Origin of the sequence: Terrisporobacter petrolearius, assembly GCF_020748185.1 — a bacterium.
Classification (GTDB): Bacteria; Bacillota; Clostridia; order Peptostreptococcales; family Peptostreptococcaceae; genus Terrisporobacter; species Terrisporobacter petrolearius.
Genome location: NZ_JAHZMO010000021.1, coordinates 13,505 through 29,452, shown reverse-complemented (window position 1 = coordinate 29,452; position 15,948 = coordinate 13,505). Strand labels below are relative to the sequence as shown.

The following is a 15,948-nucleotide window of genomic DNA, read 5'->3' as shown; positions in this document are numbered from 1 at the left end:
TACTCAATATATAAAGTAAACTGTGTAAATATAACAAAATAGGTCAACAAAATTAAGGGATGAACTTACATAAAATTCATCCCTTTTTATCCCTTAAATATATAAAAATCTAAATGTTCTTAAACGCTAGGTGTGTGTAATATAGAATCATAATTGTCCATAAGCCTTTCGAATGATTTATTATCTGACTTATATCCTATACCTTCTCTTTTTTTATCTTTATCTACCATCTTATATTGTTCACAAGCTTTTCTTATTTTTTCTTTGTCTTCTTTTTTTATAGCCTTATAGAATATCCTTTCACTTTTAGGAATTTCATCTTTATACTCTGGCTTAACAAAATATTTTACATCTTTTATATTTCCTGCATTGTATAAAGATTGAATAACTGCACCATTTTTTAAATGTTGTAAATGCCAGTCTAATTTATAAGTATGAGCAACATGAGTTACACTTTTTAATTCACGTTCAAATTTTAAAGCAGTTTGTTCCATTAACTCAAAACTTGTAGATCCTGTATTATTTAATCTAGGTAATAAAACTACGTTTTCTCTTTTAACTCCCAATTCCTTAACAGCTGCAAGAAACTCTCTTTCTCTATATTTATATCTTTCCATTTGATCCATATTATCAAACATATTTTCTTTATCAAATATTTTTATTCCTGTTCCATAAGATACTTGTACAACATAAACATGATCCGCTCCTACTTCATTTATTGCTTCTATGATTGCAGCTGACGCCCAAAGCGTTTCATCATCTTGATGTTGAGAATAAAACACCACATTATCCTTAAATTTTGCATTTCCATGACTTTCTTCATTTTCAAATCCTGTTATTAATAATGTTATTATCAATAATACTACTATACTTATTGCAAATTTAATTGTATTCTTAGCCATAATATTCACTCCTTCTCCCTCATCTGATAATCTCATTGTACATGTCATAAATTACCAAACAATTACACAGAAATAACAATTATATTACAATTACATAATGATATGCATAAATCTTTATAAATTTGTAATAATTAAGAACTGTTTTTGATATCTTCTTTTGATATAATTGACTTTGCTAGGAACGCTATATAAAGGAGGGTATTTATGAATAAAAATATTTTAGTAGTTGATGACGAAAAAGAAATAGTTGATGCTATTGAGTTTTACCTAAAACCTGAGGGATATAATATTTTAAAAGCATATGATGGGTTACAAGCTCTTAAAATGATTATAGAAAATGATGTTAAACTTATTATTATGGATGTGATGATGCCAAATATGGATGGTCTTAAGACTACTATGAAAAAAAGAGAAGATAAAAATATACCAATCATTTTATTATCTGCAAAATCAGAAGATATAGATAAAGTTTTAGGACTAAATATGGGGGCTGATGATTATATAACTAAGCCTTTTAATCCACTAGAACTAACTGCAAGAGTTCGTTCTCATCTTAGAAGATATATAAATCTAGGCCATATACCTAATATAAATTTATCTCCTAATATAGAAAATAAAATGATAATTTTAAGAAGTGGTGGGTTAGAATTAAACCAAGAAACAAAATCTATAACTCTAGATGGTGATGAAGTAAAGATTACACCTATTGAATATAAAATTTTGGAACTACTTCTTTCTAACCAAGGAAGAGTATTTTCTTCCCATGAGTTATATGAAAGAGTTTGGGAAGAAGATGCTTACAATTGTGAAAAAACTGTAGCAGTTCATATTAGAAGAATTCGTCAAAAAATCGAAATAGATTCAAAAAATCCAAAATATTTAAAGGTGGTGTGGGGAATTGGATATAAAATTGAAAAAATTAAATAAAAACTTTGGCTCTGTAAACTCTTATATAAAGGTTTCTTCTCTTTTATTAATGGTTTTATTTGCTTCTCTATTTTTTAACACTGTATTATTTATATTTAGAGATAATTTCTATCTTTTTAAAAGTATTATTAATAATTATGGTTGGTACGATTCCACGGGTGTTAGAACATTTATTTTATTTGGACCAGATATTTATTATATGGACAATAGAATAGTAGCTTTAGCAGTATCAGCTATTTGTATAATTTCATTAATTGCAACTTTTATAAGTTTTAAATCATATAAAAAAAATATTAAAACGAAAACTTTTTTTAGCAAATATATTACATTCTTGTATGAAAAATTTACTATAGAAGTACCTTTCTTATTTGTTATTGTATCTGTCTTCTTAAGTGCAAATAATACAGAAAGACAGATATATGTATATGATAGCTTTGTAATTTATGATGCTATTTGCTTGTTATTGCTATTATTTTTAATCAATTATGTTATTTATAATAAAAACAATTTGCTTAACAAAGCATACTTATCTCCATTTATAAAAGCTTTAATTAACAAAAATTATAAAAAAACAATAAATAGGAAATTAGCTTATTCTTTATGTTTTGGCTTACTAATAGAAACTATATTTTTAATAATAATATTTAATCCTATCTCTGGTGGTTTTATATACTCATACAAGATGGTATTATTTATAGATCTTGTCACTTTTGTACTTTGCATCTATTTATTCAGAATAACTTGTGAAAAGTTTGATTATGTAGATTATATCTCAAAAGAAGTAGAATCTATTAAAGAAGGATCTCTAGATTATAAGCTAAATATTAAAGGCAATGATCAAATCGCTACCCTTGCTAATAATATAAACAATATGAGTGAAGGTTTGGGAAAAGCAGTAGACAATGCCATAAAAAGTGAAAAAATGAAAACAGAATTAATCGCAAATGTATCTCATGATCTAAAAACACCTTTAACATCCATAATAAATTATGTGGATATGTTAAAAAGTGAAGATATAGATGATGATACGAAAAAAGCTTATTTATCTATTTTAGATAAAAAATCTAAGAGACTTAAAACTTTAGTGGAAGAAATTTTTGAAGCTGCAAAACTTAGTAGCGGTGAAATGGAGTTTAATATTGAAAAAACTGATATTAAAGAACTTTTAATACAAAGTGTCGTAGAACTAGATGATAAAATTCAAGAAAGTAGATTAGATTTTATTGTTGAAACTCCAGAAAAGCCTATATTTGCTATGATTGATGGTAAACGAACTTTCAGAGCTTTTGAGAACCTAATTGCAAATATAACAAAATACTCTGCTCCTAATAGTAGAGTTTATATAGATTTATTTGTTGAAAATAATACTATATCAATAATATTTAAAAATATGTCAAATTATAGATTAAATTTGAGCCCTGATGAATTTTTAGAAAGGTTCAGACGTGGCGATTCTTCTAGAAATACTGAAGGTTCAGGCCTTGGTCTGTCCATTACTCAAAGTATTGTTAATACGCAAAATGGAACTATGGATTTAAATATAGATGGTGATTTATTTAAGGTGATTTTACAATTTGAAACATGTGAATAAAAAATTCCCTTCGCTTAAGCCACTGTGTGGGCGCTATACTTCATGTCGCCAACGAGATGCCTTCGTTACCACTTCAGACAACGACCTTGCTCAAGTCAAGTGGTTGGAAAATAGATAAAAAAACAAAGTATTTAATACTTTGTTTTTTTATCTATTTAATAGTTTTTCTGATAATTTTATAAATTTTTCATCATCTGAAGAGTTGTAAATTATAACACTTCCTTCTTCATTATCATCTCTTAATTCCTCTTTTTCTTTTAAAACTTCTTTTAAATGATTTGTAGTTCCTAAGTTTCCATCAACTATATTTATATTGTGATTTAATATTTTTTCCATGTAATCTTTATAAAATACAAAGTGTGTGCATCCTAAAACAACGCTATTAATCTTGCTCATATCTAAGTCTTTATAATAAGTTTTCAGTTGATTTTCAACAACTTCTTCATTATCTAATAAATCATTCTCAACTATATTTACAAGTTCCGGACATGGCATTTTTATTACAGCATTATCATTACTATATTTTGCCATTAAGTCATTAAATTTAGTTTCTTTTAGTGTAAGAGGTGTTGCCATTACTACTATAGTATTGTTAACTTTTCCGTCAGCAGCAACTTTTAGTGCCGGCTCCATCCCTATGATTGGTAAGTCACAATATTTTTCTCTAAGTATATTAGCTGCTGCAGAAGTTGCTGTATTACAAGCTATAACAATAGCCTTTACACCTTTTCTTAAAAAAAACTCTATAATATCCACACATCTTTCAGTTATCTCTTCTTTTGTTTTTATTCCGTAGGGAGCATTTGCTGAATCACCATAATATAAAAATTTCTCATTTGACATAGCTTTAACTAATTCTTTTAATACACTCACTCCACCTAAGCCTGAATCAAAAACACCTATTGCTTTATCTTTATTATTCATTACTTTAACCTCCAATACTAACTCTTTATATATAAACATTTCAACTTATTTCTTATTCTAAATTTTAAATAAAACCTTTGTAATCATATTGTTTGCTCTTTTTATTATAAAATATCTTATTTATTAATACAAAGAAAAATTTCTAACCCTTTAATTTGGGTTGCATCTATCTATGATATTTTTACACAAAACACAAAGAACCAATTTACATCCATTACTAAAGTTGTTATTATATTATTATAACAATCATAAAATTAAAAAAGTAAGTATTAAAAATTTTAGGGGGTTTTTATATGAGTAAAAACGATAAGTTTGATAAAGTCCTGAATAAATCCGACGTCTTTGTACTTGCATTTGGGGCAATGATTGGTTGGGGATGGGTTGTTTTATCAGGGGAATGGATACAAACAGCCGGAACTCTTGGTGCTATCTTCGCATTTATTGTAGGTGGCATAATGGTATTATTTGTGGGGCAAGCATATGCAGAACTAACCTCCGCTATGCCTAAGTGCGGTGGAGAGCAAGTCTTTAGTTATCGAGCATTGGGTAGAAATGCGTCTTTTATCTGTACTTGGGCTATCATATTAGGATACATATCTGTAATAGCTTTTGAAACAGTGGCACTTCCAACAGTTTTACAATATTTATTTCCAAATTACGTAAAAGGTTATATGTACACTATTGCTGGATTTGATGTTTATGGTACATGGGTTGTGGTTGGTATAATAAGTTCAATTATAATCACTATTATAAATTACTTCGGAGTAAAAACAGCAGCATTTTTACAAGGTTTATGTACTGTATTAATTACACTAATTGGCTTAGCTCTAATTGGTGGATCTTTTGTAAATGGTTCAACTTCAAACATACAACCTCTTTTCAAAGATGGAGTCGGCGGTCTTATGACTGTTGCTGTAATGACACCTTTCATGTATGTTGGTTTTGATGTAATTCCACAAGCAGCAGAAGAAATGAATATACCATTTAAGAAAATTGGTCAAATATTAATTTTATCTGTTGTTATGGCAGTTATCTGGTATGCTATGATAATACTTGGTGTATCTCTTGCCATGGATCATACAGAGATCCAAGGATCTGCTCTAGTTACAGCAGATGCTATGGCAAAAGTTTATAATAACAGTTCAATAGCTTCTAAAATATTAATTCTAGGTGGAATTGCTGGTATCATTACTAGCTGGAACTCTTTCTATGTAGGTGGAAGTAGAGCTATTTATTCTATGGCGGCTTGTGGCATGTTGCCACCTTTCTTAGCAAAATTACACCCTAAATATAAGACACCTTGTAATGCAATAATATTAATTGGTGTTTTAACTTCCTTATCTCCATTCTTAGGAAAAAATATGCTTACTTGGTTATCTAATGCTGGCGGTTGCAGTATAGTAATATCTTACTCTATGGTTTGTTTATCATTCTTAGTATTGAGAAAAAAAGAACCATATATGCCAAGACCATATAAGGTTAAAAGAGTTAGATTTGTTGGTTTCGTATCTATATGTATGTGTCTATTCTTAGGAAGTATGTATTTACCAGGTGCTCCAGCTGCTTTATCTTGGCCTTATGAAGGTGGTATAATTCTTGGTTGGGCTGCTTTAGGGTTAATATTCTATATCTGGGCTACTCTTAGTGGCATCGAAGCCAGAGAGCCTAGATATAATTAATATAATAATATGAAAAAATTACTGGAATGTATATTCCAGTAATTTTTTGTTTATGTTATAAATAATTCATTATTTTTAAATTATATTTAATAATCTTATTATGGTCTTTTTATTCCTAAAAAACATATAAATCCTACTACTATTGCACTTATCATTAATATAAAAGTAGTTAAATACGAACCACTTGAATCATATAAATATCCTGCTATAGTTCCTCCAAAAGAAGCAACAATCAAACTTAAATTAACTATTGGAAAGTTGATTGGATAGTATGTTTGTCCATAAAATGCATTTACAAAAGCAGAGCTTGTTGTAGGTATACCTCCATAAGAAAAACCACAACACATAAATCCAAGTACTATTAATAAAAAACTTTTGTTCATAAGAGCAAGTATTAAAATTCCCACAGATATAAAGAATACTATGTTAATTATGAACATAGTTTTCTTTCTTCCTATTTTATCAAACATCCCTCCATAAACTACACGACCAATACCATTAAATATAGAAATTAGCCCAACAACAGTTGCTATAGTTGATGGATCTACTTGTGGTCCTACTTCCATAGCCACACCTTTAGCTTGAGAAATTAATGCTAGCCCTGCTCCACTTAATAATACAGCCCAAGTAAAAAATAGCCAAAAAGCAGGTCTTTTTATCATTATAGAAGCATGAACATCTATACCTTCCTCAAAATTTTTGTTTTTGTTAGTATCCGACTTATTTTCTAGAGGTACAAAATCATCACCTGGTTTAATAAAGAAAAAACCACCTATACCAATTACTATAAATAATAATACGCCAAATATCATAAATGAAGTTCTCCAACCACCTATTTCTGTTGGAGTGTATGCTTGATATACTTTTCCTGTAATAAAACTTCCTATACCAAATCCCATTAATAAAATTCCCGATATTAGTCCTTGTTTGTCTGGAAACCATTTTGACATAGTACTCATTACTGCGTTATATGCAAGACCAGATGCAAATCCTGCTAAAATACCAAATCCAACATATAATCCTATTAAAGTAGTTGTTTTTGACGATATATAAAATCCAATTAAAAACAATATTGCTGATGACCAAACGTTATATTTTACATTAACTTTATTTGATAATAATCCTCCAACTAATCCACCTAAACAAAACATGGTCATACCTATGGTAAAAGTTAATGATAATTGTGCTGTTGACCAGTTTGTAAATTCTTGCCCTATAGGTGAAGCTAATACACTCCACGCATATATAAGGCCTGCAAATAACAAAACAATGGTACCCACAACAGCATATATCCAACGATTAAGTTTTTTCATACTAATCTCCCCTATTAATTATATTAAAAACCAAAAAATTCTTTTTTAGCACAAACTAAAAAAGAATTTTTCACCTTATTTATTATGACCTGCAATTAAGGCACCGTAAGCTATTGAGTATAATTTCGACTCATGACTATCAGCTCTAGAAACTAAAACAATAGGAGCTTTTGCACCCATTATTATTCCAGCAGATTTTCCCCCTGCAAAATATGTTAAAGTTTTTCCTATACCGTTGCCTACTTCTATAGTTGGCATTAACATTATATCTGTTTTCCCTGCTACTCTGCTCTCAAAACCTTTTATCTTTGCTGCTTCTTTAGATACAGCCAAATCAAATGCTAAAGGCCCTTCTACTATTACACCTTCACCAAACTCTCCTCTTTCTCCAGCTTCTTGTAAAGCTTTTGCATCAACTGTAGCTGGCATTTTAGGATTTACTTTTTCTTTTGCAGCTAAACATGCAACCTTTATTTCTTCTAAACCTAAAGGTTTAGTTGCTTCTATAGCATTTTTTAATATTTTTACTTTTTGATCATAATCAGGAGCTATGTTCATACCCCCATCTGTAGTTACTAATAATTTATCATAAGCAGGTATTTCATAAACCATAACGTGACTAAGTAAACTATCTGTTCTAAGTCCCCACTCTTTATTTAAAACTGCTTTTAATATAACTGAAGTATCTAATAATCCCTTCATTACAAAATCTGCTTCTTTTGAAGAAACTAATTTTACAGCAGCTTCAGCACATTCTTCTATAGTATGTTTTTGTATTATTTTTATTCCATTTAAATCAAATTTTATTTCTTTACTAATATCTCTTATTTTATTTTCTTCACCAATTAAAATAGGAACTATTATGTCCTTTTCTACAGCGCTTTGAATAGCTAATAAAACCTCTTCATCATGAGCTGCTGCCACTGACAGTATAACTTTTTTGCCTCCTTTTAATTGATCTAATATGTCCTCTAATTTATTTATCATGTTTATTCCCCTTTATTTAAGATTTCTTTACTAAAATTTGTAGTTCCATAATTACTTCTTCCTCTGTTAAAGATAAACTTGGATCTGTTAACTCCATCTCCAATGAGTCATCTAGTATTTTGTAACCTTGTTTATTAATATAAGACATTAATTTTTCATAATATGGTGGTGCATCTTTGTGAACACCTTTAAACCTAATACAAACATAATTACCTTTTGGAAATATTTTTATTAAGCTTTTATCATATTTTTCTTCTTCTATCATTACAAAAATAGATTTATATTCTCCATATTCTTGCTGAATTAAATCTTCTCTAGCTATGGATACTCCAACGGCTCCATATGTTAAAAAAATCTTATTTTCAGACATCTTTGTCAACTTTCTGAGAGAAAGTTCAATATCATAATCAGTTTTAATACTATGTCTTAATCTAACAGCTTGCCTTTCATCGAAATCGATTTCCCTAATAATTCCTAGTAAATCTTCTCTTGTTGAATCTTTAATTTGCATTATTTTATTATTAATCTTATGTTTAATAAGTTCCAATTCACTTATTTTCTGATTAATAAAATTGTTTTGTTCCTCCAGAGAATGTATTACTTCTTCTGTATTTACATTGTTTAGATTATATTTTATTTTATTCAATGAAAGTCCAAGTTCTTTTAAATACTTGATTGTCTCTAAATATTGAAATTGATCTAATGTATAATACCTATACTTATTCTCCTTATTAACAAAACTGGGTTTAAACAAATCTATCTCATCGTAATATCTTAGTGTTTTTTTATTTATGTCAAATAGCTTAGATATTTCTCCTATGGTAAAAAAATCCTTCATATGACAACTCCCCTAATTTTAATTATATTTATATTATATAAAATTAGAGGAGTATATCCAATTATGTTAATTTAATCACGTATAAAATTTTCTTAACTAAGCTTTTATAAAATCAGCTTCACTGTATATTGTAGCTTCTTCTTCACCTTCTAATACTCTAAGTGCACCAAAAGCTAACGCCTCTAATTCATTTTCTCCAGCTAATATTTCTACTGGTGCTATAAACTTAATTCTCTTACTTATTGATTCGCTCATATATTTAGAATAAGCTATTCCTCCAGTTATAATTATTGCATCCACATCACCATTAACAACTGTAGCAAGTTCACCTATAGATTTTGCTACTTGTAAAGCTAGAGCATCATATATTAATTTTGCATATTCATCACCATTAGCTATTCTTTCTTCCACTTCTCTAGCATCAACAGTATTTAAATATGAAACTATTCCACCTTTCCCCCTAACATTTTTAACCATTTCTTTGTGAGTATATTTACCAGAATAACATAAATCAACTAACATTTTTGCTGGTAATCTTCCTGCCCTTTCTGGTGAGAATGGCCCTTCTTCATCAGAAACAAAGTCTACCATTTTTCCTTTTTCATGAACATTTAAACTTATACCTCCACCTAAATGGGCTACTATTAAATTTAAATCTTTATAGTTTTTGTTATTTAATTTTGCATATTTTATTGCCATAGCTCTGGTGTTTAGTGCATGAGTTAAGCAAACTCTATCCATTCCCTTAAGTCCAGACACTTTTGCTATATCTCCACTTTCATCTACACAAACTGGATCATATATATATGAATTTACACCAATTTCATTGGCAATAGAATAGGAAATTGTAGCTCCTAAATTTGATGCATGATCTAATGTAGGTCTATTATTTAATCTATCTATCATTTCTTCATTTATTAAATATGCACCTGATTTTACTGGTGGTAATCCCCCACATCTTCCTACTACCGCATTTATACTCTTTAGCTCTATTTTATTTTCTTTTAAAGCTTCTTCTATCTCATTTTTTCTCATTTCAAATTGGTCCATTATAGATTTGAACTTTGATAGTTCTTCTACTGAATGATTTAATGTTTTTGCAAAAACTTGATTTTCTCCATCATATACTGCAAATTTTGTTGATGTTGAGCCAGGATTTACGGCTAAAACTCTATAAGTCATACTTTTGTCCCCTTTTATAATTTTTTTATATTATAATCTTTCACCATGATATATGTCAAAAGCTATTATAAGTTTTTCTTATAATAGCTTTTGAGTTTATATGGCTAAATAAATTTAAACAGTTGCCTTAATTGCTTCTTCTACTAAGTCCATACCAACGCGGAAAGCTTTTATGTTTAAATCAATAAACTTTTCTTTTACATTTTTTCTTATAATATCTTCCCAGTGGATTTTTTCTAGTCCCATTGATTTTACTAGAGAACCTAATAATATAACATTCATTACTTTTGCATTTCCTAGTTCTTCAGCTTCCTTTGCCGCATCTATAATTTTTGCATTTAATCTTTTTAATTCTGAATCTATTTCTTCTTCTTTGTATTCAAATTTTCCTACTAATGTAGACACTGAATTTAATCTATAATTATTTACAACTACTTTTCCTTCTGGTTTTAAGTATTTTAAATATCTTAAAGCTTCCATTTTTTCAAAAGAAACTATCATATCTGCTCCACCAATTTCAATAACAGGAGAATAAACATTATCTTCACTATATCTTACTTGAGAAGAAACTGACCCACCTCTTTGGCTCATACCATGTATTTCACTCATCTTTACATCGTATCCAGCTTCCATTAATCCTATAGTTAATAACTTACTCGCAAGTATAGTCCCTTGACCACCTACACCTACTAACATAATACTTTTAGTCATATTATTTTACCTCCTTAACTATTGCCTCTTTAGGACATACTTGTGAACATATATCACATCCTAAACACTGATTTCTATCTATTTTTGCCTTTTTAGTTTCTTTGTTATATGAAACTGCAGGACATCCTGTCTTAGTACATTTTTTACATCCTATACATAAATCTTCTACAACTTCGCATTTTGTTGTAAATGGCTTATTAAACTCTTCTATATCTTCTTTAGAGAATTTTTTAAGAGCACATGGCCATCTTGTAATGATTACAGATGCCTCTTCATTTTCAAATGCCCAATCAAGAGCATCATTTACTTCTTTTAAATCATTTGGATTTATTACTCTTAAATTTTTTACACCACAAGCTTTAACTACTGCTTCTATACTTATTTCATTAGTTGGTTCACCTTGTAATTTGAAGCCTGAACCTGGATTTTCTTGATGTCCTGTCATACCTGTAATTCTATTATCTAATATTATTGATATTGCATTACCATTGTTATAAATAATATCTAAAAGACCATTTATTCCTGTATGGAAAAACGTTGAATCTCCAAGCACACCTACAACTCTTTTCTTATTTCCTTCTACCATGTTGAAAACTTGTTGTGCTCCATGTCCTGAACCTAAAGATGCACCCATACAAACTACACAGTCCATTGCATTATATGGTGGTGCAAATCCTAGAGTATAACATCCTATATCTCCAGTTATAACTACATCTTTTCTTTTTCCTAGCTCATAGAATAAACCTCTATGCGGACATCCAGCACAGAATGTTGGTGGTCTTGGAACTAATAATTCTTCATTTGTTTCTATATGATCAAATGTTTTTCCATATATAGCTTTTCTTATAACGTCAGGTGTCATTTCTCCATATGATGGAAATACATTCTTTCCATTACAATTTATTCCTAAAGCCTTAACATGCTCTTCTATGAACTCATCATTTTCTTCTATAACATATATTTTTTCTACCTTAGATGCAAACTCTTTTATTTTTTCATCTGGCATTGGGAAAGTAAATCCTAGTTTTAAATAAGATGCATCTTTTCCAAACACTTCTTTTGCAAAATTTATACACATACCAGATGCAATAATTCCTACTTTAGTATCGTTTAATTCAATAGAATTAAGATCTGTCTCATTAGAGAATTTGTCTAAATTATGAAGTCTCTCTTCCACCTTACCTCTTAATACTCTTGAGTTTGCAGGAACTGTAACATATTTAGGTGCATCTTTTACATACTCTTTTATTCCAACTTCTGTTCTATTTTTACACTCAACTATCCCTTTTGAATGACATAGTCTTGTTGTTAATCTATATAAAACTGGCGTATCAAATTTTTCACTTATTTCAAATGCTTCCTTGAACATATCTTTAGCTTCTTGGCTAGTTGATGGTTCAAACATTGGTATTTTGGCTGCTCTAGCATAGTTTCTATTATCTTGCTCATTTTGTGATGAATGTTGCCCTGGTTCATCTGCTGTAATTATTACAAATCCTCCAGTTACACCTGTATATGCTACAGTAAACAATGGATCTGCCGCCACATTCAAACCTACATGCTTCATAGATGCAACAGTTCTTGCCCCTGCTATTGAAGCTCCTGCTGCTGCCTCAACTGCTACTTTTTCATTTGGAGCCCATTCTGCAAGAATATCATCCTTATATAAAGCTATATTTTCTAATATTTCCGTACTTGGAGTTCCCGGATAAGCTGAAGCATATTTCACACCAGCTTCGTATGCGCCACGAGCTATGGCCTCATTACCTGTCATTAATTTCTTCATGTTAATAGTCCCCCTTATTTTTATGTTTTTTATACTAAATTTTTTTCCAATGACTTAACTTTTTCAAAAACTTCTTTTATAATCTTTGGAGCTTTTTTACACTTTTCTTCTGATACTGCGCATACTGCAAATCTTAATCCCATCTTTAAGGGAACTAAATAAAGATTTTCTTTAGTAAGTGCTTCACAAACTTCTTTTGAATTATTACATGGTATACTTACAAAAAATCCATCTCTATATGGAAGTATATCAAGGTTTACTTCTCTTGCACCTTGTACAAAAGCTTCTGCTCTTTTAACAAGCATATCTTTATATTGATCTTTCTCAATTTTATATTCTGCGTACTTTTTCTCATCTGAAATTAAATGAGAAAGAATAGACATTGCTCCTCTATTACAATTAGACCAATTAGCCCTACAGGAATGCATTAGTGAGTAATAGAATTCTTCTGCCATATCTTCACTTGCAGATATTCCTATGGCTGCTCCCATTCTCATTCCATAAGCAGTAAATCCTTTTGACATACTAAAACCTACTATTGATAATATATTTTCTGGCAAGTTTCCAAATTTCTTAAAGAATTTTCTACTTGCTATATCATCTTTAACAAAATCTATATATGCAACATCTATAAATAAAACTATTTTTTTACTTTCATCCTTTGCAATTTCTTTTACAAAATCTAATATTTCATCCCACTCATCATCAGACACAGTATATCCTGTTGGATTATGACCAGGAGTATTAATTATCGTAAATATATTTCCTTGTTTATCTATAATTTCTTTGAATTTAGATTTAAAAGATTCAATATTGAACCTTCCTTCATCATTAAATAGTTTATAATTTGCAACTCCCCTTCCAGCTTCCTCTCCTATAATTCCATAAGGACTCCAGTACCAATCAGAAGTCAAAATTACATCCTTGGGATTAGTATAGTTCCACATTGCTAATTTAATAGCACCACTTCCACCTGGAGAAGCTACAACTCTTACATAACCATCTGGATCATTACCTTGAAAACAAACTTTTTTTACAGCCTCTTTATAGTCATCTTGTCCTGCAATAGAAGCATAAGCAGATATTTCATTGTTAGGCAATGATTTTAATTGTTCAAAAACACTACTCATTGTTATTAGCTTTCCATCATCATCCATCAATGCGCCAATAGTAGCATTGATAACGTTTTCTTTACCTATATTTTGTTCTGCCTTTTGAGCTCTTTCAGATAAGTTAAATATAATGTCATTTTCTCTGGGCCATCTTGCGTGGTCTGCGACCATACTTAATTTCATTTTATTACCCCCATTTTATTTCACTATTTTTATATTCATAATATTCTCTAATATCATAATAAACCTTCCATTAACTGGAATGTCAATAGGTTTTATATAATCTAAAAAAAAATACACAGTTCAATATATTGAACTGTGTATTTTTTAATCTTCTCTTTTTTGGGCAGATAGCTTCATCATTTTTAGATGTTGCCTCATAAAGAATATTTCAGCTGTCATAACAAAGCATGTTACTATCCTAACGGTCATACTTGTAGTGTTTAGTGCCATTTCAGTAAAATATGTAAATAAAACTAAATCAATACTAAACATAAAAATATCGCCTAATTTCATTGGTTTGCTCCTTATTTTTAACTAAAATGCCTCTGACACTTCTTTTTCTTTGTCTTTTAATGACTTAATCATATTTATTACTATAGGATTAAATAATCCTTCAACTTCTTCATCACCATCTTTATAAACACCTATAGATACATTCCCTATTCCAGAATTCATTGGTAATTGACCTAATAGATCTAAATTCATATCATCAAGGAATTTTCTATTATTTTCTCCGTTAAATATTTGAATCTTTTTACCACAGTCTGGGCATGTTATGTAGCTCATATTTTCAACTACACCTATAACATCTATATCTAACTTTTGTACCATATGAACAGCCTTTGTAACTATCATCGATACCATATCTTGAGGTATCGTAACCATTACTATACCGTTTATAGGAATTGATTGCATAACTGTTAAAGCCACATCTCCTGTTCCTGGAGGCATATCTATTACAAGGTAGTCTAATTCTTCCCATAAAACATCTGTATAAAATTGTTTTACTGCATTAGATACCATTGCACCTCTCCAAATAACAGGTTCTTCTTCATTTTCTATTAATAAATTTAGAGACATTACTTTTATTCCATCCGCTGTTACTGCTGGATATATAAATTCTTCTGTTGCTCTCGCTCTTTGCTTATCTACACCTAAAAGCCTTGGTATACTAGGACCTGTTATATCAGCATCTAATACACCTACTTTATATCCTTGTTTAGCTAAATTTTTTGCTATAAGCGCTGATACTGTAGATTTTCCTACTCCACCTTTTCCACTCATAACACCTATAATTTTATTAATTTTATTTAGTGGATTATTAACCACTGAACAACTTGATTGCTCTTTATTACAAGATCCATTTGATGGACATGAATTACAATTTGACATTTCTATTTTCCCCCCTAATAATGGATATATCTACAAAATAAATATAGTTCTTTATATTTATTTTGTCAATGAACATAATAATGATATAAAATGAAATAGAATATAAATAACTATTTTTTTAAAGACGGGAAGGATGTGAAGGATGTGTTTGCCATAAAGAATACAATTGTAGAAAAGTTTAAACTATATAAAGATAAAATTATAGAGTATATAAAATTTAATATTATTGGTACTGCAAATTTTGCAGTTGCTCAGCTATTTTACCTAACTCTATACCTAGTTTTTAAAATCAATTATTTAATTGCATATACAATTACAAGCGTTATAAGCATTACTGCTTCTTATTATTTAAATTCTAGATACACATTCAAAGAAAAAAAATACTCTTTTAAAAAATACTTACTAAGTTTCTTAGTATATATATTTGAATATGCTTTAAATCTAGGTGTTATATTATCATTCGTTAACATATTTGGTCTAAGTAAAGCTATAGCTCCTATAATAGCACCTATTTTCTCAACTATTCCAGTATTTTTTCTAATGAGATTAGTTATTAAACACACAGATAAAAAAAAATAAACACATTATTAATTTTTAATTA

The 15,948-nt window shown here is 29.4% G+C and carries 15 protein-coding genes; 4 read left to right on the top strand and 11 right to left on the bottom strand.

What is annotated here, in order from left to right:
* Positions 1-119 precede the first annotated feature (119 nt).
* On the bottom strand, positions 120-902 hold the full coding sequence (locus K0040_RS12455) for a PIG-L deacetylase family protein (protein WP_228109110.1): 783 nt from the start codon (positions 900-902) through the stop codon (positions 120-122).
* A gap of 204 nt (positions 903-1,106) precedes the next feature.
* Between K0040_RS12455 and K0040_RS12450 the strand changes: the two genes are divergently transcribed.
* A complete protein-coding gene (locus tag K0040_RS12450) occupies positions 1,107-1,829 on the top strand; it encodes a response regulator transcription factor (protein WP_228109109.1) in 723 nt (240 codons plus the stop codon).
* Positions 1,801-3,420 carry a HAMP domain-containing sensor histidine kinase gene (locus K0040_RS12445; protein ID WP_228109108.1) on the top strand — a complete coding sequence of 540 codons (1,620 nt, stop codon included), beginning with the start codon at positions 1,801-1,803 and terminating at the stop codon, positions 3,418-3,420. Before K0040_RS12450 ends, K0040_RS12445 begins: the two co-directional genes overlap by 29 nt.
* Before the next feature lie 147 nt (positions 3,421-3,567).
* Here the strand turns inward: K0040_RS12445 and murI are convergent, their stop codons facing one another.
* Complete coding sequence (gene murI, locus K0040_RS12440; RefSeq protein WP_228109107.1) at positions 3,568-4,344, bottom strand: glutamate racemase; 777 nt, start codon at positions 4,342-4,344, stop codon at positions 3,568-3,570.
* A gap of 293 nt (positions 4,345-4,637) precedes the next feature.
* On the opposite strand from murI, the gene K0040_RS12435 reads away from it, so the two are divergent.
* On the top strand, positions 4,638-6,023 hold the full coding sequence (locus tag K0040_RS12435; RefSeq protein ID WP_228109106.1) for an APC family permease: 1,386 nt from the start codon (positions 4,638-4,640) through the stop codon (positions 6,021-6,023).
* 98 nt (positions 6,024-6,121) lie between these two features.
* On the opposite strand, the gene K0040_RS12430 is transcribed toward K0040_RS12435, so the two are convergent.
* The 9 genes from K0040_RS12430 to K0040_RS12390 form a co-directional block, all read right to left on the bottom strand.
* Positions 6,122-7,336, bottom strand: a complete 1,215-nt coding sequence (locus K0040_RS12430; protein WP_228109105.1) for an MFS transporter — start codon at positions 7,334-7,336, stop codon at positions 6,122-6,124.
* A gap of 75 nt (positions 7,337-7,411) precedes the next feature.
* Positions 7,412-8,323, bottom strand: a complete 912-nt coding sequence (locus tag K0040_RS12425) for a bifunctional enoyl-CoA hydratase/phosphate acetyltransferase (protein WP_228109104.1) — start codon at positions 8,321-8,323, stop codon at positions 7,412-7,414.
* A 16-nt stretch (positions 8,324-8,339) separates the two neighbouring features.
* Complete coding sequence (locus K0040_RS12420) at positions 8,340-9,161, bottom strand: MerR family transcriptional regulator (protein ID WP_228109103.1); 822 nt, start codon at positions 9,159-9,161, stop codon at positions 8,340-8,342.
* A gap of 96 nt (positions 9,162-9,257) precedes the next feature.
* Entirely contained in the window at positions 9,258-10,343 is a 1,086-nt protein-coding gene (gene buk / locus K0040_RS12415; protein ID WP_228109102.1) for a butyrate kinase, read from the bottom strand.
* Between the two features lie 114 nt (positions 10,344-10,457).
* Positions 10,458-11,054, bottom strand: a complete 597-nt coding sequence (locus tag K0040_RS12410; protein WP_074919804.1) for an indolepyruvate oxidoreductase subunit beta — start codon at positions 11,052-11,054, stop codon at positions 10,458-10,460.
* 1 nt (position 11,055) lies between these two features.
* Entirely contained in the window at positions 11,056-12,840 is a 1,785-nt protein-coding gene (gene iorA, locus K0040_RS12405) for an indolepyruvate ferredoxin oxidoreductase subunit alpha (RefSeq protein WP_228109101.1), read from the bottom strand.
* A gap of 29 nt (positions 12,841-12,869) precedes the next feature.
* Complete coding sequence (locus K0040_RS12400) at positions 12,870-14,135, bottom strand: pyridoxal phosphate-dependent aminotransferase (RefSeq protein WP_228109100.1); 1,266 nt, start codon at positions 14,133-14,135, stop codon at positions 12,870-12,872.
* Between the two features lie 144 nt (positions 14,136-14,279).
* Positions 14,280-14,468 carry a hypothetical protein gene (locus tag K0040_RS12395; RefSeq protein ID WP_228109099.1) on the bottom strand — a complete coding sequence of 63 codons (189 nt, stop codon included), beginning with the start codon at positions 14,466-14,468 and terminating at the stop codon, positions 14,280-14,282.
* Positions 14,469-14,489: 21 nt separating this feature from the next.
* Positions 14,490-15,347 (bottom strand): Mrp/NBP35 family ATP-binding protein, encoded by an 858-nt coding sequence (locus K0040_RS12390; protein ID WP_228109098.1) that lies wholly within the window; start codon positions 15,345-15,347, stop codon positions 14,490-14,492.
* A 144-nt stretch (positions 15,348-15,491) separates the two neighbouring features.
* Here K0040_RS12390 and K0040_RS12385 point away from each other — a divergent pair, with 144 nt between their 5' ends.
* Positions 15,492-15,926 (top strand): GtrA family protein, encoded by a 435-nt coding sequence (locus K0040_RS12385; protein ID WP_228109097.1) that lies wholly within the window; start codon positions 15,492-15,494, stop codon positions 15,924-15,926.
* Positions 15,927-15,948: the final 22 nt, after the last annotated feature.